The organism is Amycolatopsis ponsaeliensis (assembly GCF_030182635.1).
GTDB classification, from domain to species: domain Bacteria; phylum Actinomycetota; class Actinomycetes; order Mycobacteriales; family Pseudonocardiaceae; genus Amycolatopsis; species Amycolatopsis ponsaeliensis.
The window spans coordinates 40437-64149 of record NZ_JAPZLD010000043.1; the positions used below are offsets into that span (position 1 = coordinate 40437).

The 23713-nt window shown below is 69.5% G+C and carries 26 protein-coding genes and 1 pseudogene; 13 read left to right on the plus strand and 14 right to left on the minus strand.

Annotation, left to right across the window (positions count from 1 at the left end; all coding sequences use genetic code 11):
* Positions 1–208: 208 nt before the first annotated feature.
* From QQ657_RS57015 to QQ657_RS43430, 3 genes are all read right to left on the minus strand, one after another.
* Complete coding sequence (locus QQ657_RS57015; RefSeq protein ID WP_434056837.1) at positions 209–517, minus strand: hypothetical protein; 309 nt, start codon at positions 515–517, stop codon at positions 209–211.
* 2 nt (positions 518–519) lie between these two features.
* The gene (locus QQ657_RS43425; protein ID WP_284748218.1) at positions 520–750 is read right to left on the minus strand and encodes a hypothetical protein; all 231 of its coding nucleotides are present in this window, start codon (positions 748–750) and stop codon (positions 520–522) included.
* A 300-nt stretch (positions 751–1050) separates the two neighbouring features.
* Complete coding sequence (locus QQ657_RS43430; protein ID WP_284748219.1) at positions 1051–1482, minus strand: Lrp/AsnC family transcriptional regulator; 432 nt, start codon at positions 1480–1482, stop codon at positions 1051–1053.
* Positions 1483–1631: 149 nt separating this feature from the next.
* Between QQ657_RS43430 and QQ657_RS43435 the strand changes: the two genes are divergently transcribed.
* From QQ657_RS43435 to QQ657_RS43460, 6 genes are all read left to right on the plus strand, one after another.
* Complete coding sequence (locus QQ657_RS43435) at positions 1632–2813, plus strand: trans-sulfuration enzyme family protein (RefSeq protein ID WP_284748220.1); 1182 nt, start codon at positions 1632–1634, stop codon at positions 2811–2813.
* Positions 2814–2846: 33 nt separating this feature from the next.
* Positions 2847–4142 carry an amidohydrolase family protein gene (locus tag QQ657_RS43440; protein ID WP_284748221.1) on the plus strand — a complete coding sequence of 432 codons (1296 nt, stop codon included), beginning with the start codon at positions 2847–2849 and terminating at the stop codon, positions 4140–4142.
* A 29-nt stretch (positions 4143–4171) separates the two neighbouring features.
* Positions 4172–5011: a fumarylacetoacetate hydrolase family protein gene (locus tag QQ657_RS43445; RefSeq protein WP_284748222.1), complete on the plus strand. Its 840-nt coding sequence runs from the start codon at positions 4172–4174 to the stop codon at positions 5009–5011.
* A gap of 129 nt (positions 5012–5140) precedes the next feature.
* Complete coding sequence (locus QQ657_RS43450; protein WP_284748223.1) at positions 5141–5830, plus strand: MBL fold metallo-hydrolase; 690 nt, start codon at positions 5141–5143, stop codon at positions 5828–5830.
* Positions 5818–6465, plus strand: a complete 648-nt coding sequence (locus QQ657_RS43455; protein ID WP_284748224.1) for a PhzF family phenazine biosynthesis protein — start codon at positions 5818–5820, stop codon at positions 6463–6465. Before QQ657_RS43450 ends, QQ657_RS43455 begins: the two co-directional genes overlap by 13 nt.
* 648 nt (positions 6466–7113) lie before the next feature.
* A complete protein-coding gene (locus QQ657_RS43460; RefSeq protein ID WP_284748225.1) occupies positions 7114–7443 on the plus strand; it encodes a hypothetical protein in 330 nt (109 codons plus the stop codon).
* A 12-nt stretch (positions 7444–7455) separates the two neighbouring features.
* Here the strand turns inward: QQ657_RS43460 and QQ657_RS43465 are convergent, their stop codons facing one another.
* Positions 7456–7695 carry a three-helix bundle dimerization domain-containing protein gene (locus QQ657_RS43465; protein WP_284748226.1) on the minus strand — a complete coding sequence of 80 codons (240 nt, stop codon included), beginning with the start codon at positions 7693–7695 and terminating at the stop codon, positions 7456–7458.
* A 118-nt stretch (positions 7696–7813) separates the two neighbouring features.
* The gene (locus QQ657_RS43470) at positions 7814–8242 is read right to left on the minus strand and encodes a hypothetical protein (protein WP_284748227.1); all 429 of its coding nucleotides are present in this window, start codon (positions 8240–8242) and stop codon (positions 7814–7816) included.
* A gap of 107 nt (positions 8243–8349) precedes the next feature.
* Here QQ657_RS43470 and QQ657_RS43475 point away from each other — a divergent pair, with 107 nt between their 5' ends.
* Positions 8350–8628 carry a substrate-binding domain-containing protein gene (locus tag QQ657_RS43475; RefSeq protein ID WP_284748228.1) on the plus strand — a complete coding sequence of 93 codons (279 nt, stop codon included), beginning with the start codon at positions 8350–8352 and terminating at the stop codon, positions 8626–8628.
* 23 nt (positions 8629–8651) lie between these two features.
* Here the strand turns inward: QQ657_RS43475 and QQ657_RS43480 are convergent, their stop codons facing one another.
* The 7 genes from QQ657_RS43480 to QQ657_RS43510 are packed head-to-tail and all read right to left on the minus strand — an operon-like array spanning position 8652 to position 15159.
* A complete protein-coding gene (locus QQ657_RS43480) occupies positions 8652–9239 on the minus strand; it encodes a TetR family transcriptional regulator (RefSeq protein ID WP_284748229.1) in 588 nt (195 codons plus the stop codon).
* A 36-nt stretch (positions 9240–9275) separates the two neighbouring features.
* The gene (locus QQ657_RS43485; RefSeq protein WP_284748230.1) at positions 9276–10436 is read right to left on the minus strand and encodes a pyridoxal phosphate-dependent aminotransferase; all 1161 of its coding nucleotides are present in this window, start codon (positions 10434–10436) and stop codon (positions 9276–9278) included.
* A 20-nt stretch (positions 10437–10456) separates the two neighbouring features.
* Positions 10457–11245: an SDR family oxidoreductase gene (locus tag QQ657_RS43490; RefSeq protein WP_284748231.1), complete on the minus strand. Its 789-nt coding sequence runs from the start codon at positions 11243–11245 to the stop codon at positions 10457–10459.
* Between the two features lie 44 nt (positions 11246–11289).
* The gene (locus tag QQ657_RS43495) at positions 11290–12255 is read right to left on the minus strand and encodes a 5-oxoprolinase subunit C family protein (RefSeq protein WP_284748232.1); all 966 of its coding nucleotides are present in this window, start codon (positions 12253–12255) and stop codon (positions 11290–11292) included.
* Positions 12252–12983: a 5-oxoprolinase subunit B family protein gene (locus QQ657_RS43500; protein WP_284748233.1), complete on the minus strand. Its 732-nt coding sequence runs from the start codon at positions 12981–12983 to the stop codon at positions 12252–12254. Before QQ657_RS43500 ends, QQ657_RS43495 begins: the two co-directional genes overlap by 4 nt.
* 5 nt (positions 12984–12988) lie before the next feature.
* Positions 12989–13795, minus strand: a complete 807-nt coding sequence (locus tag QQ657_RS43505) for a LamB/YcsF family protein (protein WP_284748234.1) — start codon at positions 13793–13795, stop codon at positions 12989–12991.
* A 26-nt stretch (positions 13796–13821) separates the two neighbouring features.
* Positions 13822–15159 (minus strand): MFS transporter, encoded by a 1338-nt coding sequence (locus QQ657_RS43510; RefSeq protein WP_284748235.1) that lies wholly within the window; start codon positions 15157–15159, stop codon positions 13822–13824.
* A gap of 255 nt (positions 15160–15414) precedes the next feature.
* On the opposite strand from QQ657_RS43510, the gene QQ657_RS43515 reads away from it, so the two are divergent.
* From QQ657_RS43515 to QQ657_RS43530, 4 genes are read left to right on the plus strand one after another with little or no spacing between them, the layout of a single operon-like run.
* The gene (locus QQ657_RS43515; protein WP_284748236.1) at positions 15415–16059 is read left to right on the plus strand and encodes an RraA family protein; all 645 of its coding nucleotides are present in this window, start codon (positions 15415–15417) and stop codon (positions 16057–16059) included.
* Positions 16059–17108: a D-2-hydroxyacid dehydrogenase gene (locus tag QQ657_RS43520; protein WP_284748237.1), complete on the plus strand. Its 1050-nt coding sequence runs from the start codon at positions 16059–16061 to the stop codon at positions 17106–17108. The genes QQ657_RS43515 and QQ657_RS43520 overlap by 1 nt, the downstream gene beginning before the upstream one ends.
* Positions 17109–17122: 14 nt before the next feature.
* Positions 17123–17893: an SDR family oxidoreductase gene (locus tag QQ657_RS43525; RefSeq protein ID WP_284748238.1), complete on the plus strand. Its 771-nt coding sequence runs from the start codon at positions 17123–17125 to the stop codon at positions 17891–17893.
* 15 nt (positions 17894–17908) lie between these two features.
* The gene (locus QQ657_RS43530) at positions 17909–18937 is read left to right on the plus strand and encodes an L-idonate 5-dehydrogenase (RefSeq protein ID WP_284748239.1); all 1029 of its coding nucleotides are present in this window, start codon (positions 17909–17911) and stop codon (positions 18935–18937) included.
* A gap of 1084 nt (positions 18938–20021) precedes the next feature.
* Here QQ657_RS43530 and QQ657_RS43535 read toward each other — a convergent pair.
* Both QQ657_RS43535 and QQ657_RS43540 read right to left on the minus strand, forming a co-directional pair.
* Positions 20022–20225: pseudogene (locus QQ657_RS43535) on the minus strand (transposase); the annotation flags it as partial.
* A 46-nt stretch (positions 20226–20271) separates the two neighbouring features.
* Complete coding sequence (locus QQ657_RS43540) at positions 20272–21093, minus strand: FadR/GntR family transcriptional regulator (RefSeq protein WP_284748240.1); 822 nt, start codon at positions 21091–21093, stop codon at positions 20272–20274.
* Positions 21094–21211: 118 nt separating this feature from the next.
* On the opposite strand from QQ657_RS43540, the gene QQ657_RS43545 reads away from it, so the two are divergent.
* Both QQ657_RS43545 and pxpA read left to right on the plus strand, forming a co-directional pair.
* The gene (locus QQ657_RS43545; RefSeq protein WP_284748241.1) at positions 21212–22708 is read left to right on the plus strand and encodes an amidase; all 1497 of its coding nucleotides are present in this window, start codon (positions 21212–21214) and stop codon (positions 22706–22708) included.
* Entirely contained in the window at positions 22705–23472 is a 768-nt protein-coding gene (gene pxpA / locus QQ657_RS43550) for a 5-oxoprolinase subunit PxpA (protein ID WP_284748242.1), read from the plus strand. Before QQ657_RS43545 ends, pxpA begins: the two co-directional genes overlap by 4 nt.
* Positions 23473–23713 lie beyond the last annotated feature (241 nt).

Genomic DNA, 23713 nt, shown 5'->3' on the forward strand with positions numbered 1-23713 from the left:
GGCGAGGACGGGAGGATTTCACGCTGCTGGCCATGGCGAGCCCGCCGACCTGGTGCGCTGGTGCGCTGCTGCAGACCCGGTGGCGCTCAGCAGGGAGACGGTCGCGACCAGGTCGCACCGGACCATCCTGTACCCGCGTCACCGACTCGACGGGCACTACCACCCGGTCGCCTCCAGGCCCGGAATCGGTGGAGCAGCACCGCTCGCATCAGCGCGCTGCGGCGAGGTCGAGGGCGATGTCGGTGATCATGTCCTCCTGGCCGCGGACCATGCCGCGCCGGCCGACCTCGACCAGGATCGCGCGGGTATCGAGGCCGTAGCGCGTCGCGGCGGCTTCGGCGTGGCGGCGGCGGTTGACCAACACGCCCATCCTGATCAGCTCAGGGGCGGTTTGGAGACGGACCAGATTCGGGGTCCGCAGCGCGACCAGAGCCACCGAGTGCGCGTCGACCGGGTCGGTCTTGCGGCCATTGCCGGTCGCGAAAACCCGCACCTGCGCGGACAACTTCGCCAGCACGTTCAGGATGGTCTCGCCGTCGTGAACCAAGCGGTGGCGATGTGCCGGCCGACACCATCGCAGCCCTCAATCGCCCCCACCCGGTCGCTGAACCGGCGCCCGACGGCCAGCATCTCGGCATAGCCGAGCTGATCCGTGCCGAACTTCCCGGTCATGATGATGTCACCGATTTCGTTGATCACTTCGATCGTGGCCGACCGCTTATGCGGATCCATCCCGATGATCACCGGCATCCGGTTCTCCCTTGCCTCGACGCGTCGATGTCAGCAAGGGAGGGCACCGCTACTCGAGCAGGACTGACCACTGTCCAGCCACTCCTCGCGCAGTGCTTCGGCGCGACTCATGCCACGAGAGAGCCACACCAATGACGGCAGGTAGCCGCTGTAAACGAGCGACTCACCGAGCACCTGGACCCGAGTCTGGCCGGACCCCGCCTTGCCGCTCAGTCTCAAGTAGCCGCTGAGATGTCCCGGCGGAATGGCGACACCTGATGCGCAACATGGTCCGGGGTGTGCCGTCCGGCCGGGATCGGCTCAGGTGAGGGTCTTCATCGTGATGTAGCTGGTGACGGTGGCCACGGCTGGCAGGTCAGCCAGCCGGTTGGCGTGAAAATCCTCGTAGGCGGCCAGGTCGGCGACCTCTACGTGCAGGAGGTAGTCGTAATTGCCGGTGATGTGGTGACAGAACACCACCTCGGGCAGAGCGACGACTGCGCGCTCGAACGCGACGACGTCGGTTCGGGCATGCCGGAGTAGCCGGACGCCGGCGAACACCCGCAGTCCTCGGCCGACAGCGCCGGGATCGACGAGCGCCTGGTACCCACGGATCACCCCGATCTCTTCAAGCCTTCGCACGCGCCGCAGGCACGGCGAGGGCGACAACCCGACCCGCTCGGCCAGGTCGGCGTTGCTGATCCGCCCGTCCTTCTCCAGTACGGCCAGAATCGCACGGTCCACCTCATCCATATTGGCAGATTATTGCGCTGCGAGAGCTCCTAGCACAACCGTGCACGCGTGTCCGCGCGCAACTTGCTGCCAAAATTGCGCAGACACACCCGTGCCTGCGTCCCCGTCGATCACACTGGTGATCGAATACACCCCACGGAAGGAGCGCCATGGCAGGTAACAGCACGGTCGCCATCCACGCGGACCGAGACGTCCATCCCAGCCGCGCCGTGGCCCCGCCGATCTACCAGACGGCGACCTTCTGGGCCGAGGACGCAAACCAGTTCGCCCAGGCGGCCGTCGATCCACGGGGCAAGGACTTCTACACCCGCTACGGCAACCCCAACCACGCGCAGGTCGCCGCCGTGGTCGCCGAACTGGAGGGCACCGAAGCCGCGATGGTCACCGCGTCCGGGATGGCCGCGCTCACCACCGCCGTGCTGGCCCTCGTCTCCGCCGGTGACCACGTGATCGGGCAGAAGTCGACCTACGGCGGCACCGCATCGGTCCTGCAGAACCTGCTGCCGAGACTCGGAGTCTCGACCACAGTCGTCGACCAGCGCGACCCCCAGGCGTTCGAGCGGGCGCTGACACCCAAGACCCGGCTGATCCTGGTGGAGTCGCCGAGCAACCCGCTCCTGCAGATCACCAACCTGGCCGCGGTCGCGGACCTGGCCCGAGCGCACAACGTGATCACTCTGGCGGACAACACCTTCGCCACGCCCTTGAACACACGCCCCGCCGAACTTGGCATCGACGTGGTGTGGCACAGCGCGACCAAGTACCTCAACGGGCACACCGACGTCTCCGCCGGCGTACTCGCCGGGCCGGCGGAACTTCTCAACCGGGTCTGGGACACCGCGGTGCTCACCGGCGCGACACTGGGACCGTTCGACGCCTGGTTGTTGTTGCGAGGCATACGAACCCTGCCGCTGCGAGTGAAGCAGCACAACATCAACGGACAGGCACTGGCGGAGGCGCTGGAGGGGCATCCGGCGGTGGCGCGAGTCCACTATCCGGGCTTGCCGTCCCATCCGCAGCAGGCATTGGCGAACAAGCAGATGACCGGCTTCGGCGGGGTACTGGCCCTGGAGCTGAACGGTGGTTTCGACGCGGCTGACGCGTTCCTCGGGAAGCTGAAGTACCCACGACGCTCGGCGAGCCTCGGTGGCGTGGAGTCGCTCACCGTGCATCCGGCGGCCATGTGGCGCGGAATGCTCAGCGAGGAGCAGATCGCCGAGTCCGGGGTGCCGCTCGGCCTGGTCCGGCTGGCCGCTGGCACCGAAGACACCGCAGACCTGGTCGACGACGTGCTCGTGGCGGCCGGCCAGGTCGCTAAAGCAACCACATGAGAATTCGGACAATTTGACGGAGGAGTTCACCCGATGAGGACCCTGATCACCGGCGGCACCGTGGTCAGCATGGACCCGGCGGTCGGCACCCTCGCCCGCGCCGATCTGCTGATCACCGACGGTGTGATCACCGAGATCGCCGAACGGATCGACGCCCCGGACGCCGAGGTGATCGAAGCGAGTGGCCGGATCGTCATGCCCGGCTTCGTCGACACCCACCGGCACACCTGGCAGACCGCCTTCCGCGGTGTCGGCGTGGACTGGACGTTCATGCAGTACCTGGTGGCGATGCACGACACCGTGAAACCGCACTACCGGCCGGAGGACGTCTATCTGGGGAACCTGTTGGGCAGGCTGGAGGCCCTGAGCTCCGGCGTCACGACGATGCTGGACTGGTTCCACTGCGCGCAGACCCCCGAGCACACCGACGCCGCAGTCACGGCCCTGCGGGACACCGCGGGACGGTCGGTCTTCGGCTTCGGCGCCGGGTTCCGCACCTCCGACCCGATCGAGACCGAAGTTCGCCGGATCCGCTCCGGTCTCCTCTCCGACGATGGTCTGGTGACCATGGCGCTGGCCCTGCGCGGTCCGGAAATGACCACGATGGACATCGTCGCCGAGGACCTGAAACTAGCCGCCGAACTCGGGCTGCGCACCACAGTCCACATCGAGACCGGAGGGACCGGCGGCCGTCCGATCGCCGAACTCTTCGAGCACGGGCTCCTGCGAGACACCACGACTTTCGTCCACGCCAATGGCATCAGCGACGACCAGCTGCGCATGCTCGCCGACGCCGGCAGCTCGGTATCGATCAGCCCGGACGTCGAGCTGAAGATGGGCATCGGCTTGCCGGAAACCGGCCGGATGCTGGCCGCCGGCCTGCGCCCGACACTGTCCACCGACGACTCCCCGGCAGCAGGTGGTGACATGTTCTCCACCATGCGCACCGCCTTCGCCGCCCAGCGCGGACTCGACGGCACTCTCGGCGTGCGCGACGTCCTGGAGTTCGCCACGCTCGACGGTGCCGACGCATGTGGGCTCGGTACCCGTACGGGCAGCCTCACGCCCGGCAAGGACGCGGATCTGATCCTGCTGCGCGCCGATGACCTGACCGTGTTCCCGTTCAACAACCCGGTCGGCACGATCGTGGCCGCCGGACATCCCGGCCTGGTCGACACCGTGCTCGTCGCCGGTCGCGTGGTCAAACGCGACGGCGCCCTCGTGGACGTGGACCTACACGCGCTGCAGGCCCGGCTGCTGGAATCGCGAAACAGGATCGCCGCGGCCGCCGGCGTCGCGCTCGACGGCACCTGGCAGCCGCCCGCATAGCCACCACCGCTGGAAGGCAGGTACAGCGCATGAAGTTGGTGACCTTCACCACCGGCACCGATGAGCGGGTCGGCGTGGCCGAACTCGACCGCGAGATCGTCCGCGACGTGACCGACCTGCTGCCCGACGGTGGCGGGCTGCTCGCCGCTATCGAGTCCTGGGATACCGTCCGGCCGGCGCTGGAAAGCTCGGCCGGACCTGAACTGCCGCTGAAACAGCTGCGGTTGCTGGCCCCGATTCCCCGGCCGCGACGGAACATCTTCTGCGTCGGCTTGAACTACCACAGCCACGTGACAGAATACGGGAGCAGCGCCTATGGCGACGGGAGCGGACAGCCCAAGCAGCCGGTCTTCTTCTCCAAGGCCACCACATCGGTCATCGGCACCGAGGCCGAGATCGACCCGCATCCCGGCGTGACGTCCGAAGTGGACTACGAGGGCGAGCTCGCCGTCATCGTCGGCGTCGGCGGGCAGGTGTGGGGCTACACGATCGTCAACGACGTGACCGCGCGCGACCTGCAGCACGCGCATCGGCAGTGGTTGCTGGGCAAGTCGCTGGACACGTTCTGCCCGATGGGTCCCTACGCAGTGACCGCGGACGAAGTCCCGGACATCGCCGCGTTGGAAGTCGAGACGAAAGTCAACGGCGAGCGCAGGCAGCATGCGAGCCTCAAGGACCTGATCTTCGCCGTGCCCGAGCTGATCGCGACCCTGTCGGCGGGGATCTCGTTCCTGCCCGGTGACGTGCTCGCGACCGGCACTCCGGCCGGTGTCGGGCTCAGCTTCGACCCGCCGGCGTTCCTGCGCAGCGGCGACCTCATCGAAGTGTCGATCACCGGTCTCGGCACACTGCGCAACCGCCTCCGCTGAAGGAATTCAATGCTTATCGGCGACATCGACATTCACCCGCTCACCGACGGCGTCTTCCGGGCCTCGCCCGCCTACTTCGGCGACCACGCCCGCCCCGATGGCCACGAGGACCTCTTCACCCGCCACGGTATGGCCTGGCTGCCCATTGGCTGCTTTCTCATCCGCAGCCAGGACCGAATCATCCTCGTCGATGCCGGTATGGGACCCGACCTCGACGACGCCGGCCCCCGCCGCTTCCTCATCGGCGGTCAGCTGCCGCTCGGGCTGCGCGCCCTCGGCGTCGCGCCGGCCGAGATCACTGACGTGATCTGCACCCACTTGCACTCCGACCACTGTGGCTGGCTGTTCGACCTCGACGCCGTCCCGGTGTTCCCCCACGCCACCATCTGGTTCGGCACGGGCGACTGGCACCACTTCGTCGACGGACCATCGGAGAGGCTGCTCGACCACATCCGGCACGGCCTGCGCGTCACCGCCGAACACGGCGACCGGCTGCGGCTCGTCGACCAGGACACGACTGTGGCCTCGGGCGTCACCCTGACCATGACACCGGGGCACACCCCCGGGCATCTGTGCGTCATCGTTTCTTCCGCACAGCAGCGCGCGATCCTGCTCGGAGACTCGATCGTCTGTCCGGTCCAGCTCGACGAGTCCACCTGGAGCTCCATGGGCGACGTCGACCCCGCACTCGCGCGGCGTATCCGCGAGCGGCTGTTCCGCGAACTCGAAGACGGCCGAACCCTCGGCTCCGGCGCACATTTCCCGGAGCTCCAGTTCGGTCGGGTGCTTGCCGGAGAGGGACGACGATGGCTCGCCTGACGCGTTTCCGCACTCGCCCGTTCGCCCAGGTCGACGTGTTTTCTCCCACTCCCTATCTCGGTAACCCGGTCGCCGTGGTCCTCGACGCCGACGCCGACGACCTCGACGGCGACACGATGCAGCGGGTGGCCCGGTGGGCGAACCTGTCCGAGACCACGTTCGTGCTGGCGCCCACCACACCCGACGCGGATTACCGGGTGCGGATCTTCACACCCGGCGGCGAACTACCGTTCGCAGGCCACCCCACGCTCGGTACTGTGCACGCCTGGCTCCACCACAACGGTTCCCCCAAGGACCAGGTCGTGCAGGAATGCGCGGCGGGCCTGATCGAAGTGCGCCGACACCGGGAGACGCTGTCCTTCGCCGCGCCGCCCACCCTTCGCAGCGGCGCAATCGATGAGGAGTACCTCAAGCGGATCGTCACTGCACTCGGCGTCGACCGCCGTCAGGTGATTGACCATCAATGGGTGGACAACGGACCCGGCTGGGCCGTTGTCAGGCTGGCGACCGCACGGGAAGTGCTCCGGCTGGAACCGGACTTCTCCCAGCTGCCGAACGCGATGATCGGCGCGATCGGCACCCAGCCGGACGGCTCGCCGTACCCGGTGGTGCAGCCGGTGACGAGCGGGCTCTAGCCCGTGCTCGCGCCGCTGACCCGTCCGGTGCTGACTGCGGCGGAGCCGGTGTTGTCGGCTTTGCGGCCGGCTACGGAGCCCGTGCTGCACGCGGTCTCTCCGGTGACGTCGACCCGTGCTGCGCTCGACTGCTCCGGTAGTGCGGGCGATCGGGGCCGAGCACGTGATCCCGGCGCTGACTGACTGGACGCCCGGCGGCCGGGCAACCGGCCAAGCCCACGCCACGCGAAGACACCACTGCCCCGTGGGCGGTGGCTGCGCCGCTGGAGCAGGTCGCACCGGCCTACCGGATCGCTCCGGTCGTCGGGCTGGGTGATACCCAGCGTCGTCACGACGCTCAGGTCGGTTCCCGGCGCGTCGCCGGGGATGCGGTTTCGGATGCGGCCGGTGTTGCTCGGCCTGTTTCGGATTCGTCAACGGGGCTCGGTGAGCGCGAGGGGATGGTAGGCCCTGGTAAAAGTCCGCGGCGGAGGTCATAGGGGGCGAGTGCCACGACAGCGAGGGCGGAACAGAGCGTGCTCGGGTTCGATCACGTCCACGTGGCATGACGCCGCCGCGGCGAGCAGGGTCAGTTTGTCCGCGACTTGGCGGTGGGGTCGTCGTCCGATCAGAAGATTCTGACGGTCAGGGTGTGCGAAAGTCAGTCAGGTGAACGGCGAACGTCAGCGGAACGAGATCATCGGCGAGGCCCCAGTGGCCTTGGTGCGCGACTTTGCGACACTGCCGGGCTGGTCGGTGACCATGACCTCGAAAGGGCAATGGACGACCGCGGAGCGGGTGCTCAAGGTGGGCGGGCGCCAGTGGGTCGTCGGCCTGACACCCACCACAGGTGATGCCACGGCCTTGATGTTGTGGGCTGACGAGATCTTGGTGACCCGCGTGCGTGGTGATGAGAGGGCTCTGTGCCGCACGGCGTGCCAGTGGGTGGGAAATCTGCTCGCCGGGCGAGCGTGGGACGCCGGGACCGCGGACGGTTGACTTCGCGCTGGTTCAGTCGCGACGGCGTTTGGCTGGCGAGGTGGCCAAGGTGGTGCGGACCGCGCGTTCGATGAGGATGGGGACGAAGGCGTGGATGCGGGCTTCGGCGAAGCGTGTGCGTCCGTTGTTGACCAGGTCGTGGACCCGGGCGGGAGCGAGGCCGGCGAAGTCGTGGGTCAGCCGATCCTTGAGCTGGGTCAGCTGGGTGTCCAGCTGCTCGGATGCCATCGTGTCCAGGGTCGGCGTGCTCATAGGTCTCCGTCTTGTACGTCGTGCTCGCGCGGTTGACGTGTTCCATCAGACGTCAAGAAAGTGAACAGAACGTGAATGGCTCTCGTTGAGGCAGTGCGTGCCTGACCGTGGCACCGGCTCATTTCCCGAGGTGGGCGGTCAACCGGATCCGCAGATCCCGCATGTCGGTCAAGGCGATGGTGAAGGTGTAGACCGGGCGGTAGCCGACGGTGTCGTCAAGGCGGCCGCAGGGGCCGGCGACGTAGACGAACCCGTCGTCGGGGTCCGGCCTGGGTGCTGACCAGACCGGGGCGTCAGCGACGGGTTGCCGCGACCGCCAGTAAAGGGGCGTCTTCATCACTTCGCCGAGTGCAGCGACGAGGCCCGGCAGGTCCTGGGCCGGCACGCCCAGGCCGCGTCCTGCCCACACCCGCGGCAACGCGCGGGCGGCGGTGTGGTCCTCGACGAGCGGCGCACAGCTGAAGATCGCCTCTGCGCCGCCGACTCGGGCGGTCCATCGCTCCATCCTGCGGGTGGGCTCGATGACGAGCGCGGCCGCCTCTCCCATCCTCCCCAGGTGGCGTTGTCGTGTGTGATCGGAGAATAGCCGCATGTCCGCAGGCGTCGATAGCGGGCTGTGACCGTGCCCCGAGATGGGCTCAAGTAGCCCGGATCTTGCGCACCAGACCGCGGACGAGCAAGGGCGCGGCAATCGCCGCGATCCGCGGCATCGACGTGCCGGGCGACGTTTCGGTGGTCGGCTACGACGACACCCGCCTGGCGACCCTGCGCAATGTCGAGCTGACGTCGGTGAGTCAGGACCCCGCTGAACAAGCCGCGACCGCGGTGCAGCGGGCCATCGCCCGCGCGGAAGGGCAGGCGGCGCCGGCGGGCGAATTCGTCACTCCGCCGCGGCTTGTCGTGCGGCAGAGCTCAGGTCGCGCTCCTCGCTGAACAAGCTCGGCCCCGGGCCGGGGCTAGTGATCGACCGCTCCTTCGAGTGTCCAGCCGCGGAGGCTCCCGCAGTACGCCGCCACGAGGCGATGGCTGATCTGGTCCTCCGTGAGGCCGACGGTGTCCTTGAGGTCGAAGATTTCTCGGGGGTCGAACAGGATGTTCCAGAGGAAGTGGCCTTCGTCGCCGGGGGCGGGGAGGCCGAGTTCCTCCGCGGCTTCGGAGATCGGGCGGGCGAGAGCGTCCGCCTGGACCGTGAGGTAGTGCGCGCCGGAGCGGAGGCGGGCCAGATAGCCTTCGTCGGAGCGGGTGTGGACCATCGCGCGGCCGTGCTTGACGACCAGGCGTACCCACTCGGCGCTCACCTCGGAGAGCAGGGTGACGCCGTGGCTCTGGGTCTTCTGGCTGAACGTGAGCAGCCGCAGGCCGACGTCGAACCGGTACTCCGCGAGGATTTCCTCGACCGAGCCGAAGTGGCGGTACGCGGTCGCGGCCGCCACCTCGGCGCGTTCGGCGACCTCGGCCATCTTCACCTCGGTCCGGCTCCGGCTCGCCAGGAACGCGGCCGCCTTGACCAGCCGCCGCCGGTTTCGTTCCGTGTCACTGCGCACGACCCGGTCCGCCCCTCCCTCGATGGTGAAACGATCCTACGAGCGGCGCAAAGCCGCCAAGCCCTCGCCCAGCCGGACGACACCGGTTTCGATCGCTTCCTCACTCGCCGCGTACGACAGACGCAGGTGGTGCTCGCCGTGCGCACCGAACTCCGCGCCCGGCCGCACCGCGACACCGAACTCGACGAGCTTCGCGACGAGGTCCGCCGACGGGATGTCCAGGTCGTACCGGGGGAACTGGTAGAACGCGCCTTCGGGCGCGCTCAGCGTCAGGCCGGGGATCGCGGCGAGCCCGGTCCGCATGATTTCCCGGCGCCGCTCGTACGCGGCCCGCATCCGGGCGATGTCGGCGTCACCGTGGCGCACCGCGGCGAGCGCGGCGTCCTGGGCGACCGTGTTCACCGAGCCGTTGAAGGTGTTGTGGATCCGCGCGGCCGACGTGATGAGCGGCCGCGGGCCCCACAGGTAGCCGACGCGCCAGCCCGTCATCGCGTAGCTCTTGGAGAAGGTCTGGCAGTAGATCGTCCGGTCGCGCAGGCCGTCGACCGCGATCGCCGAGGTGAACGGCCGGCCCGTGTAGTCGAGATCGGAGTAGGCCTCGTCGGAGATCACCAGGGTCGGCGTGCCCTCGAGCATCCGGGCGAGCGCCTCCAGTTCCTCGCGGCTGTGCACGATCCCGGTCGGGTTGACCGGGTTGCAGAACACGAACAGCTTCGCGCCGGCCAGGGCGGCTCCCAGCCGGTCCAGGTCCCAGTGCAGGTCGTCGGCCAGCGGCACGGGATCGACGACGCCGCCGGCCATGCTGACCAGGTCGGCGTAGAGAGAGTAGGTGGGGTCCGGGATCACCACCCGGTCGCCGGGGTTCACGATGGCGAGGATCGACGCGGCGAGACCGGCCGTGCCGCCCTGGGTGACGAGGATGTCGGCGGGCGAAGCGGGGGTGATCCCGGAGAGCTTTTCGGCAAGCGCTTCCCGGAGCGCGAGTTCGCCGAGCAGTGGCGAGTAGTGGGTGCGTCCCGCGCGGAGTGAGGCGTTCGCCGCCTCGGTCACGTGCGCGGGCGTGTCGAAGTCCGGTTCGCCCATGGCGAGCGAGACGAGGTCGCCGGAGGACTGCGGTTGCTGCTTGCGGCGCGACGCCGCGGCGATCCGGGCGACGGCTTCGGCGGGGGCGAACTCGGGCTGCAGGGTGAGAGTCACGCGGTTCTCCTGGGAGACGGTCAGGGGCGGGGTGTCGGAGCGCCGGTCCACCGGCTGATTTCGAGGTCGGCCGACGTGTCGCGCTGCCGGGTCGGGGCGACGACGATCTCCTGGAGGACGACCCGCTGGGGCAGGCCGACGGCGAGGCGGATCGCCTCGGCGACGTCCACGGGCTGCACCATGTGGGCGCGTTCATCGGCGGCCGGCGGCCGGGCCCGGCTGTCGAGGATGGGAGTGTCGGCTTCGCCGGGCAGCACGGTGATGGCGCGCAGGCCCTGGTTGCGGAAGGTGGTGTGCAGGAACGTCATGAAGTTGCGGACGCCGGCCTTGGCCGCGCCGTAGGCGGCCCCGCCGAGCAGGTTCGGGGTGACGGCGGCGAGCGAGGAGACCGTGACGATCGTCCCGGCGCCGCGGTCCAGCATGCCGGGCAGTACCGCCTGGGTCAGCTGGAAGACGGCCGTCAGGTTCACCTCCAGGACCTGCCGCCATTCCTCGTGCGGCAGCCACTGGGGGTTGAGCACCGACGACGAGCTGCCCGCGTTGTTGACGAGAACGTCGACCGGGCCGAGCTCCGCGTGCACCCGGCCGAGGGCCCGGGTCAGGTCGTCCGCGCTGGTGATGTCCGCCGCGATCGGGAGGGCGGTTCCGCCGTCGGCGCGGATCTCCTTAGCGACACCGTCGAGCACGTCCTGCCGTCGGCCGAGCAGCGCGACGGCGGCGCCGTCCGCGGCGAGCAGCCGGGCGGTTTCCCGGCCCATGCCACTGCCGGCGCCGGTGATCAGCGCGGTCTTGCCGGCCAGGGTCGTCACCGTTCTCCTCCATCCACGAACTGAGTCCACGTTCTCATTTGAGACTACGTTCTCAGTTTGTTCCTGGCAAGCGCGCCGGCCGCGGCCCGTTCGAGCGTGCGCAGGTCCGCTTCCCGCTGGACGGCTTGGCGGACCGCGGTCTCGCGGTCGATCCAGCGGAACCGCAGTTCCCGTCCCGGACCGGCCTGGCCGAGCAAGGGGAGCGAGGTGCGTGCGGCGACGCCGACGATCGGGTAGCCGGCGGTCAGGCTCCGGTACCGGCCGAGGACGATGAGCTCGTCCGCGTGCGGGATTTCCAGGGCTCCGATCGGCACACCGTGCGAGACGATCTCGGTCTGGTCCGCCGGGTGGCGGACCGGTCCGGCGAGCCGGAGGCCGACGTGGTCGGAACGGCCGGTGACCACATAGGACGACTCCGCGATCAGCTCGCGGATGCCGGGAATCGCCGTGCTGCCGTGGTTTTCGACGACGTCGATGCGCCACGGTCCCTTGTCGAGTGCCAAGGTCGGGACCGGGAGCCGGAACACGGGCTGGGCGAAGCCGCGGAACTCCGTTTCGAGCAGCACCCGGGTGCCCGCGGTGAGGACTTGGCCGAAGCCCATCCGCGCGTCCGGGGCCGCACTGCCGAGGAACGTGTCCGCGCCGAGCACGCCGTGCACGGCCAGGTAGCTCCGGCAACCGAGCCGCACGTCGTCGACGCGCAGCTCCGTACCGGCCGGCACCACCACCGGCGACCAGCCGCCGACCGGTGCGCCCCCGACGGTGACGCGGGCCGGCGCGCCGGTGACGGCGACCAAAACGTCGTGATCGGGGACGAAAGCCAGACCGCCGAGGCTTTCCAGGAGCGTCGCGCCGCGCGGGTTGCCGGCGAGGACGTTCGCGACGACGGCGGAGTGCTGGTCGGCCGCGCCGCCGGTGGGGACGCCGAGGCGTTCGGTGTCGCGCCGGCCGAGGTCCTGGAACGTCGTGAGCCATCCGGTGCCGGTGATCTCGAGTGCCACGGTCGTCACGCCGGCACCTCCGCCGGGAGCAGGAAGCAGCCGTCCCAAGCCTTCGCTTCGGCCGGGCTGACGGGGACGAACCGCACGACGTCGCCGGTGCCGAACGACACCGGTTCGGGACGGGTGATGTCGACGATCGTATGCGGCGTCCGGCCGACCACCCGCCAGCCGGTCGGGCCGGGGAACGGCTGGATGATCGCGTTGGTGCCGGCGATCATGATCGCCCCGGGTGCGACGTCCGTGCGCGGTTCGGCGCGCCGGCGCACCGGCCGGGGCACCCGCAGGCCGTCCATCATCGGCGCCATCGCCGCCCCCAGCAGGGAAATCGTGAAGACGGACGCCGCGATCGCATCGACGACCTCGCCGGGTGCCAGGCCGATCTCCTCGGCCACGGAAGACAAATCGGGTCCCGTCTCGTCGTCGAACACGACCGGGATGGCGAATTCGCGGACCGCGCGATGCGGCGCCAGTACTTCGGCCGCCGAAGAATCCGCCAGCAGGCGCGCCGCGTATTCGACGTGCTGCGCCGAAGTTTCCAGCGGGTCGAACTCGACGAGCAGGGACTCGAGGCCCGAGACCACGTCGAGCACCCCGGGCGGCCGGCGCGCGAGGAACCGGTCGCGGAACACGACGATCGCGGCGCGGCGCACTGCCTGGTCGTCGTGCGGGATGGTGACCATCACCGCCGAGTCGCCGTACGGCTCGACGGTGATGGGGGAGGGCTGGTCGGTGGTCATCGTCTTCAGCGGGCGAGTGCCGCCTTCGCCTTCTCGGTCAGGACGTCGCGCAGGCCGGTGACCCGGATCCCCGCCGCGTCGAGCGCGGCCCGCAACGCCGTGCCGTTCTCGAGCACCGTGGGGTGGTCGCCGTGCAGGAGCAGGACGTCGGCGTCGTGGCCCAGCGGCACGACGTTTCCGTCGACCGAGCGGACGGTCCTGTCCCGCACGACCTGGGCGGAGCGTTCGCCGATGAGAGCGGGGTCGTGGATCAGGCCGCCGGGGTGCGACCGCGCGACCGGCATGCCGTCGTCGCCGTAGCCGCGGTCGGCGAGGAACACGTATCCGACTTCGAGGTCGCGTTTGCGGGCTTCTTCCGCGAGCAGCCCGCGCTGGCAGATGACGACGTAGTCCGGGTTGTACGCGGCGACGGCGTCGGTGATGGCGCGGGCGTGCTTGGCGTCGGTCTGGGCGATCGAGCCCATGCGGCCGTGTGGCGCGACGTGGGTGATCGTCCCGCCGTGCACCCTCGCGAAGGCGTCGAGCGCACCGAGCTGGTAGAGGACGTCCGTGCGGATCTCCTCCTCGGTCGCCTCGATGAGCCGGCGGCCGAATCCGACGAGGTCCGGGTACCCGGGGTGCGCGCCCAGTTCGATGCCGCGGGAGATGCAGTCGGCGACCGTCCGGTCCATGACGCGGGGGTCTCCCGCGTGGAAGCCGCAGGCGATGTTCGACGCGGTGACGAGGCCGAGCAGGGCGTCGTCGTCGCCGATCGTGTAGTTGCCGAAGCTTTCGCCGAGATCGGCGACGACGGCCACTGAGGTGGTTCCCATGGTGGTGTCTCCCGGGGTTGTGCGGTTCAGCGGGCGGCGAGTGGCCGGCCCTTGGTTTCGCGCAGGAACGCGATGGAGACCAGCGTGATCAGGGCGGTGAAGATGGAGGCGAAGGCCGGGACCAGGCTGGATCCCGTGGCCTTGATGAGCGCGGTCATCACCAGCGGGGCGCTGCCGCCGAAGATGACGGTCGAGACGTTGAACCCGATGCTGTAAGCCGAATACCGCACGGTGGTCGGGAACATCTCGGCGAGCACGGTGTGGACGACGGCGGCGTGCCCGGAGAAGGCGACCGCGAGCACGACGGTGGCGAGGGCGGCGAGCGCGAAGGTGCCGGAGGTGATGAGCAGGAACATCGGGTAGGACACGACGGCCATCGCGACCGCGGAGGCGGTGAGCACGGGCTTGCGGCCGATGCGGTCGGACAGCCGGGCCATGAACGGGATGCAGATGATGATGGCGACCAGGCTGAACGCGGTGACGGCGAGCGCCTGCAGCATCGAGAAGTTGTGCCCCTTGCCGAGCGAGGTCTTCAGGTAGGTCGGCATGTACACGAACAGCAGGTAGTACCCCGGTCCGTTGAGCGCGGGCAGGAAGATCGTGAGCGCGATCGCCTTCAGGTGCCGCTTGGAGGTGAACGTCGTCTTCAGCGGGTTGCGCGGGACGCTGTTCCGCTCGCGCAATGCCTGGAAGTGCGGGGTCTCCTCCAGCCGGCGGCGGATGTAGAACCCGACGTACCCGAGCGGGACCGCAAGCAGGAACGGGATCCGCCACGCCCACGAGGTCATGGTGTTGTCGCCGAGGACGGTGATGAGGGCGGCGGAGAGGGCGCTGCCGAACATCAGCGCGACGAACGAGCCGACGGCGATGAAGCTCATCGCGAAGTTGCGTCGCGAGGTCGGTGCGTACTCGCCGACGAAGGACATCGCGCCGGCGACTTCGCCTCCTGCGGAGAAGCCCTGAAGCACCCGGAGGGCGACCAGCAGCACGGGGGCGGCGACACCGATGGTCGCGTGGGAGGGGATGAGACCGATCGCGGCGGTCGCGGCGGAGATGAGCACCAGCAACGCGGCCAGCAGTGACTTCCGGCCCAGCCGGTCGCCGAGGTACCCGCAGATGATGCTGCCGAACGGGCGGGCGATGAAGCTGACGAGGAAGCCGACGTTGGTGAGGAAGAGGCCGCCGGCGCCGGCCTCTCCCATGATGTTGATCGCCAGGTAGGTCCCCAGCAGGCCGTAGATCCCGTAGTCGTACCACTCGACGAAGGAGCCGATCGAGCCGGCGATCGTGGCTTTCCGGACGACCGGGCCGCTCGGGGTGGCGACGTCGACCGCGGGCGGGTCGAGCTGATCTGACGTGGTCATGAGTTCACTTTCGGTGTCGCGGACCCCGGGGAACGGTGTCCTGCCATGGTGCGCTGAACCGCGGTGACTGCCAGTCGGCGTCCCGGTGAGGACTGCGACCCGCATCGCAGATGAGAGTAGATTCTCATTTTGGGACGGTCAAGGCTCAGTGTTCAACGCCAGGTCAAGTTCGGTTAGGGTCTTGTTTCCGGCGGATGACGGAGGCACAATCGCCACACGAAATGAGAATGTGTTCGCACTTCTAGATTGGACGGGATGGACCCAGTGACCCAGGACAACGTGCGCGTGGGCAGGACGTGGGAGCGCGTCGACGGAGCCGTGCTCGAGCGGTTCCGCGAGCACTCCGTGGCCAACCTCGGGGACGCCCTCGACCGCCTCAACATCGTCGACGGCGGCATCGCGCCGATCTGGAACGGGGCGAAGGCCGTCGGCACCGCGCTGCCCGTGCTCACCGTCGCCGGCGACAACAAGGCCGTGATCGCCGCACTCGACCACATCCGCCCCGGTGACCTCGTCGTGATCAACGCCTTCGGCTACGAAGGCCGCGCGATCATCGGCGACAACCTCGCCCAGCGGTTCGCCGTGTTCGGGGCCACCGGCGCCGTCGTCGACGGCTACGTGCGTGACGGCGCGATCATCGGGACCCTCGGCGTGCCGGTCTTCGCCCGCGGGCTCACGCCGGCCGGTCCGTTCAAGAACGGCCCCGGCACGATCGGCGAACCGGTCGCGATCGGGGGCGTGGTCGTCAACCCCGGCGACATCGTCGTGGCCGACGGCGACGGCGTGATCGTCATCCCGCCGCGCCGCGCGGAGGAAGCGCTCGCAGCGGTCGAGGAGATCGTCGCCCGGGAGGCTCGGCTCGACGCCGAGGTGGACGCGCTGCGGAAGCAGCCGGTCTGATGGAAGCTCACCTCAGGGTCGCGGTCGCCGCCCCGCTGTCCGAAGCGGACTGTGCCCGCATCGTGGAGCTGGAGCCTCGGATCGATCTCGTGGTCGACCACGAGCTCCTCCCGCCGATGCGCTGGCCCGCCGACTTCGCCGGCGACCCGTCCTGGCGGCGGACACCAGAGCGGCAACGCGCCTACGAGGCGGCCATCGACTCGGCCGACGCGCTCTACGGCATCCCCGACGTCGACCCCGCGGCGCTGGCCCGGGCGGTCCGCGCCAACGACCGGCTGCGCTGGGTGCACGCGATGGCCGCCGGCGGCGGCGGGCAGGTCAAGGCCGCCGGGCTCACCGCCGGCGAGCTGGACCGCGTCGTCTTCACCACCTCCGCCGGCGTGCACGGGGGCCCGCTCGCCGAGTTCGCCGTCTTCGGCGTGCTCGCCGGAGCGAAGAACCTGCCCCGGTTGAGCCGTCAGCAGCGCGACCGCCACTGGAGCGGCCGCTGGACGATGCGGCAGGTCAGCTCCCAGACGGTGCTCGTGCTCGGCCTCGGCGGGATCGGCCGGATTGTCGCCCGGAAGCTCCACGCGCTCGGCGCGACGGTGGTCGGCACGAGCCGTCGCGACGTCGTCGTCGAAGGGGTGGCCCGGGTTGTGCATCCCGACCACCTGGCCGAGGTGGCGCCGGAGGTCGATGCGGTGGTGAACACGCTGCCCGGCACGTCGGCGACCGAACACCTCCTCGGCAGCCGGTTCTTCGGTGCTCTCCGGCCGGGCGCCACCCTGGTGAACGTCGGCCGCGGCACCGTCGTCGACGAAGCCGCCTTGATCGACGCGCTCGAATCCGGCCAGGTCGGCTTCGCCGCGTTGGACGTCTTCGAAGCCGAGCCGCTGCCCGCTGACAGTCCACTCTGGACACACGAGAACGTCTTGGTGAGTCCGCACACCGCCGCGCTCGACGCCGCAGAGGACCGCCGCATCGCCGAGCTGTTCGCCGCCAACGCCACGCGCCTGCTCGACGGCGAAAACTTGCTCAACCGCGTGAACACCGTCGAGTTCTACTGATCGGGAAGAACCAGATGACTTCAGCCTTCGACCTCACCGGCCGCGTCGCCCTGATCACCGGTTCGAGCCGCGGGATCGGGCTCGCCATCGCCGAAGGACTCGCCGACGCCGGGGCCACGATCGTGCTCAACGGCCTCGACCCGGACCGTCTGGAAGACACCCGGGCGAAGCTCGCCGCGCGGTTCGGCGACGACCGGGTCGCGGCCCGCGCGTTCGACATCGTCGACGAAACCGCCGTGGCCTCGGCCGTCGAGTCCATCGAGACCGACGTCGGCGCCGTCGACGTCCTCGTCAACAACGCCGGCATCCAGCACCGCGAACCCTTGCTCGACGTCAGCCTCGCGGACTGGCGGCGCGTGCTCGACATCGACCTCACCGGCGCCTTCGTCGTCGGCCGCACCGTCGCCGGCCGGATGGTGCCGCGCCGGGCCGGGAAGATCGTCAACATCTGCTCGGTCCAGACCGATCTCGCCCGCCCGACCATCGGTCCCTACACGGCGGCGAAGGGCGCGCTGCGCAACTTGACGCGGGCCATGACGGCGGAATGGGCCGCCGACGGGCTGCAGATCAACGCGATCGCCCCCGGGTACATCCACACCGAGATGACGCAGAACCTCGTGGACGACGAGGCGTTCAACGGCTGGATCCTCGGCCGGACCCCGGCCCGCCGTTGGGGGACGGTGGCGGACTTGGCCGGCCCGGTCGTCTGGCTGTCCTCCCCCGCGTCGGATTACGTCAACGGTCAGGTCATCTTCGTCGACGGCGGCATGACCGTCGTCGTCTGAGAACGGAGCACGTGCATGACAACCACCACAGCTGTGGTCGCCCACGCCGCCGGCGACGTGCGCGTCGAGCGGATCGCCGTCCGCGAGCCCGGATCGGGGGAGGCCGTGGTCGCCGTGGCCTACGGCGGCATCTGCGGGTCGGACCTCCACTACTGGCGCCACGGCGCCGTCGGCGAATCGGTCCTGCGGGCCCCGATGGTGCTCGGCCACGAAGTGGTCGGCACCGTCACGAGCGCCGCGGCCGACGGGACCGGACCGGCCGCCGGCACGGCGGTCGCCGTCCACCCGGCCACCCGGGAGCCGACCGACGTCCGGTTTCCTGCCGGCAGCCCCAACCTCTCGCCAGGAGTGCGCTACCTCGGCTCGGCCGCACGGTTTCCCCATACCGAGGGAGCCTTCGCCGCCGATGTCGTGCTTCCGGCGACGATGCTGCGTGTCCTGCCCGCCGGGCTCGACCTCCGTGTCGCGGCGCTCGCCGAACCTGCCGGTGTTGCCTGGCACGCGGTTTCGCAGGCTGGAGACGTGCGCGGCAAGCGCGTGCTCGTGGTCGGGAGCGGCCCCATCGGTGCCCTGGCCGTTGCGGTCGCCCATCGCGGCGGCGCTGGGGAAATCGTGGCGGTGGACGTGCACGACAAGCCGCTCGAGATCGCGGCCGCGGTGGGAGCGACGCAGACGCTCAAGGCCACCGACGCCGCGGCGATCGCCGCGGTCGACGCGGACGTGGTGATCGAGTCCTCCGGCAACCACCGTGGACTGGCTTCCGCCATCGCCGGTGCGACGCGCGGTGGCACGGTGGTCATGGTCGGCCTGCTGCCGCTGGGCGACCAGCCGGTCCCGGTGGCTTCGGCCATCACGCGGGAACTGCGGCTCGTCGGCTCGTTCCGGTTCAACGACGAGGTCGACGAGGTCATCGCCGCACTCGCCGACGGATCCCTGAAGATCGAGCCGATCGTCACGCACGTATTCCCGGCCGGAGACGCACTGGCAGCGTTCGCGACCGCGCTTGACGCTTCGGTTTCGGGCAAGGTGCTCCTCGCGTTCTGACCAGGCGCCGGGAGCACACACCGCTTCGTCACCCGGCCAGAAGGTGCTCGACGATCGTGTCCGCAGCCGCGGACACGTCTCTGCGTTGGGTGACATGGCGGAACGCGGGGCTGGTGGTCCGAAGGATTTCCTTCGGCAACTGGTTGCCGAACTGGCCCTGCGCGAATCCAGCCCGATCAGCAGCAGATTCACGTTCTCACCCGGCGGCCGCGGTGAGCCCGCATTCAGCGAGCCTGACGTGCTCAACCCGTCCACCAGTTTGTGCGGCCTCGTCGAGGCAACTCCCAGTCCGACCGGCACCAGCGGCGACACGGCCCCCACCGCCACCCGGCCCGACGATCAGCCCCGGACGTCGTTGACGCGCAGACGTCGTCACCAGAACGGTCGGAACGGTCCGCGCCTGCAAAGCCGACGATGACCGGCCCGGGCGGGGACGCCCGCCGCAGGCGGCGTCGGACGGTGGCCCGGGCAGTTCCGATCCTGCTCGCGATCCACGTCGACCGGCATTTCCCGATGTCTACCGCCCCACAGGTTTCGCGCAGCAGCGTTCACCGCCTGACGTATCACCCGCTTTGCCATTGCCGGAAGGAGGTTGTGAGGTCGATCGGCATTGCCGGCCGACCGACGGGTCCCTCGAGGACTGTCCCGTATGGACTGTGTGAGGACAGCGTCGCGCTCTCAGCGTTTGCCAGCCGCCGATGGCTACCTTCATGGCGTGGTGGAGCAGAGAAGCGCGCCCGCCGTGCCTACCAGGGCCCGAGGCGAGGTCACCGCCGGACCTGCTACCGCTGGTGGAAGCTGCCCCACTGTCGGTCCCGTGAGGTGACGTTCTCACGGATCCGTTCACCGTGCGCGGTCACGTTGCGTACCAATCCGTCGGTCTGGCGCTCCACGGCGACGCATGGGGGACATCCCAGTTACGAACGGGGTTGCGGGCGGCGCCGATGCCGCTGATGACCCTGTCGTCGATGCGCACCGCCAGCTCGCCACCGGCCCGGATGTCAAACGCGGGGCTCACGGGTCGCGCCGGTATCCGCCCGTTTCCAGTAGCCAGCGAACAAACGGGCCACTCGGTCGGCACCGACGTCGGGTTGCGCGACCAGCGCCAGAACCGGTTGTAGACAGTCTTCCACGGCCCATACCGCTCCGGCAGATCCCGCTACGCCACCCCAGTCTTGGTCTTGAACAGCATTCCGTTGATCACCCGCCGGTCATCCACCCGCGGACGTTCTTTCGTGGCCGATGCCGGCAGCAACGGCTCGATCACCTGCCACTGCTCATCGGTCAGCGCATGCCTGCGCGCGACGGTCCAAGATCAAAGCAGGTCACGGCAACTACTTTGAGGACAGGCCCTGGCCGGGCGAGTGCCTGCTTCCTTCCGCACTGGGAGAAGCGTCCGGCTCGAGCCGCGCCAGACGTTCGCCAGAGTTGGCACCCGCGAGCGAGTCGAGGTAGTCGACGTGTGCCTCGAGCGCTGCCACGGCATCGACGGGACGCTGGTCGCGAATGGCTTCGAAGATCGCCGAGTGTTGCGACCACACCGTGTCCCGGTCGAGCGCGACGCGCAGGGGCAGGTTGGTCCGCGGCCGGACGGCGTGGACCGCCGTCATCGCCAGCTCGAGGATGCGGTTCTTCGCTGCGGCGGCGATGGCGGTGTGGAAGGCGACGTCGGCGGCCAGCCACTCATCGGTGTCGATGTCCGGATCCGCGCGCACCCGCTCAACGGGCGCAGCGATGGCGGCGAGGTCGTCGTCGGTGCGGTGTTGCGCGGCGAGGCGGACGCATTCACGCTCGAGGATCCGGCGTGCGTGGTACACCTCGGCGGGCGTCAGCTCGCCCGCGCGCAGGTGCAGCACGATGTAGTCGCCGATCTGGTCGGCGATCTCCTCCGCGCGAGGTGCGATGACGAAGGTTCCTCCACTCGCCCCGCGGGTCGAGCGGATCAGGCTGCGTGAGGTGAGGATGCGCAGCGCTTCGCGCACGGTTCCCCTGCTCACCCCGTAGCCCTCGGCCAGCTGCCACTCGGCGGGGAGCCGGTCGCCAGGATGCCACCGACCGGCGGCGATCTCCTCGCGCAGCTCGCCGGCGATCTGCTCGGCGGCGCCCCGCGTGTCGATCCGGCGTGGCACGAAGGGGAACGGCGCTGACTCACTCATCGACGCCAGGATCCTGCATAAGACCACCGAAGCGCAAATCACCAAACTTCAAAGGCTTGACCTTTGAAGTTTGGTGAGGTTACCGTCACCCGGACCAAGCACCACGAGGAGTTCATCAATGGAGATCAACGGGCTGGCGCTCGAACACAGCACCATCGGCGACTTGGTGGCCGCGCAGGTGGCCGGGCAGACGACCGCCCGGCAGCTCGTCCAGGCCTACCTCGACCGCATCGCAGGTCTCGACCAGACCGGGCCCGCCCTCAACGCTGTCGTCACCATCGCTGACGGTGCGCTGCGGCGGGCTGGTGAGCTCGACCGGGCACTGGCCGTGTCCGGGCCGGTCGGCCCGCTGCACGGAGTTCCGGTGGTCGTGAAGGACAATCTCGAGACCGCGGACATGCCGACGTCGTTCGGGTCCGAGCTGTTCGCCGATTACCAGGCGGACCGCGACGCCAGTGCGGTGGCTGCGCTGCGCTCCGCCGGCGCGATCGTCATCGCGAAGACCAGCTTGCCGGACTGGGCGACCTCGTGGTTCGGTCACTCCTCGCGGACGGGGGTGACACGCAACCCGTTCGACCTGGAGCGCGACCCGGGAGGCTCCAGCGCGGGAACCGCGGCCGCCGTCGCCGCTGCCTACGCCGCCGCGGGCCTGGGAACGGATTGCGGTGGCTCGGTCAGGTTGCCGTCCTCCCTGTGCAACCTCGTCGGCGTCCGCCCCACCCCCGGCCTCACCAGCCGCGCCGGCAGCAGCCCGTTGGTCGGCGCACAGGACACGGTCGGCCCTATGACGCGGACGGTCGAAGATGCCGCCCGGCTCCTCGACGTCATCGCCGGCTTCGACGCGGCGGACCCGCTCACCGCCACCTACTCGACCACTCACCACCTGAGGCCTGGGAGCTTCCGCGGTTGCCTCGTCCCGGACGCACTCGTCGGACGGCGACTCGGCGTGCTGCGCTCGGCCTTTGGCAGCGACAGCGACATCGAGGCCGCGCCGGTCAACGAAGTCATGCGCGGAGCGCTGCGACAGCTCGTCGCGGGCGGGGCCGAGCTCATCGACGTGACGATCGACGACCTGCGCGGCTGGATCGAGCGCACCTCCATGTACACGCTCGCGTCGAAGCGCGACCTGAACGCTTGGCTGGCGCAGCGGCCCAAAGGCCCGGCCGGCTCCGTCGCCGAGATCATCGGATCCGGGCGCTACGACTCCCGGCTGGATCTGCTGGAAGCAATCGCCGCCGGCCCGGAGGACCCCCTTTCGGAGCGGGTCTACATCGAGGCGTACCTCGCGCGCGAAGCGTTCTCACGCCTGCTCGTCGGCATGATGGAAGTCCAGGGTCTCAGCGGGCTGGTGTATCCGACCTGCCAGGTGCTCGCTCCGCGGCGTTCCGACATCGAGGCCGGGAAGTGGACCACGTTGAACTTCCCGACGAACACGGTGATCGGGTCGCAGAGCTGGCTGCCCTCGATCACCGTGCCGGCCGGCCTGGCCGCGGGACAAGTGCCGGTCGGCCTGGAGATCCTGACGCGCCCGCACGCGGAGCACACCATGTTCGGCCTCGCCTACGCGTTCGAGCGGGTGCGCGTCCACCGGACGCTGCCCTCCGTCGCAGCATGACGGGCGCCGGAGCGCCGCGGATCGATGTCAACTGTGACATCGGCGAGGGTTACGGGCGCTGGCAGATGCCCCACGACGCCGCACTCATCCGCACCGTCACCTCGGTCAGTGTCGCGGCAGGATTCCACGCCGGCGATCCCGGCACGATCCGCGCCACGGTCCGCGACGCGGTCGAGAACGGGCTCGACGTGGGCGTGCACGTGGCTCTCCCGGACATGCTGGGCTTCGGCCGACGGGAGATGGCTGTCAGCGCGTGCGAGGTCCGTGATTACTGCACCTACCAGATCGGGGCGGTCCAGGCTTTCGTGGCCGCGTGCGGGAGCCGGCTGACCCACGTCAAGCCGCACGGAGCGCTGTATGCAATGACGTCGCGCGATGTGCACCTGGCCGGTGCGATCGCGACAGCGGCCGCAGACGCAGGCGTGCCCCGCCTGTTCCTGCTCGACGACCGGTTCGCCGGTGTCGCCGATGAGCACGGTGTCGAGGTCGTCACGGAGGGATTCCCCGAACTCGGTTACGCCGACGACGGCACCCTGGTCCTCGAGCGAGACAAGAAACCGTGGGAGCCGGCCGAAGTCGGAGCGCGAGCGGTGCGCATGGTGACCGGGCAGCGGGTGCGGTCGCGGTCGGGCCGGGAGCTGAAGGTGAGCCCTCGCACGTTGTGCGTGCACAGCGACGCCGACAATGCCGATCGGGTTGCCCGCCGCGTACTTGCCGACCTGCGAAGCGCCGACGTAAGGGTCTGCTCGCTCTCGGCACCCTGAGGAGCGAAGTCTTGGAAGTTGTGGCATCGGCGCGCTGAACAGTCGGAGAGCAAGGGGACGGGGTGCGCCGGTTTCTCGGCGTCGAAAAGAAGAGGTGAGTGCATCCTGAGAAACCTGCGAAGTTCGTTGGGGCGGCGGTTTCGCGTTCGGGTTGCTGCTGGCTGAGGCCAGCTCGGCTTCCGCTGCGACTACGCTCGCAGTCGATCGGGCAACCGGCTTGATCGATGGGCAAGCGGCGTCC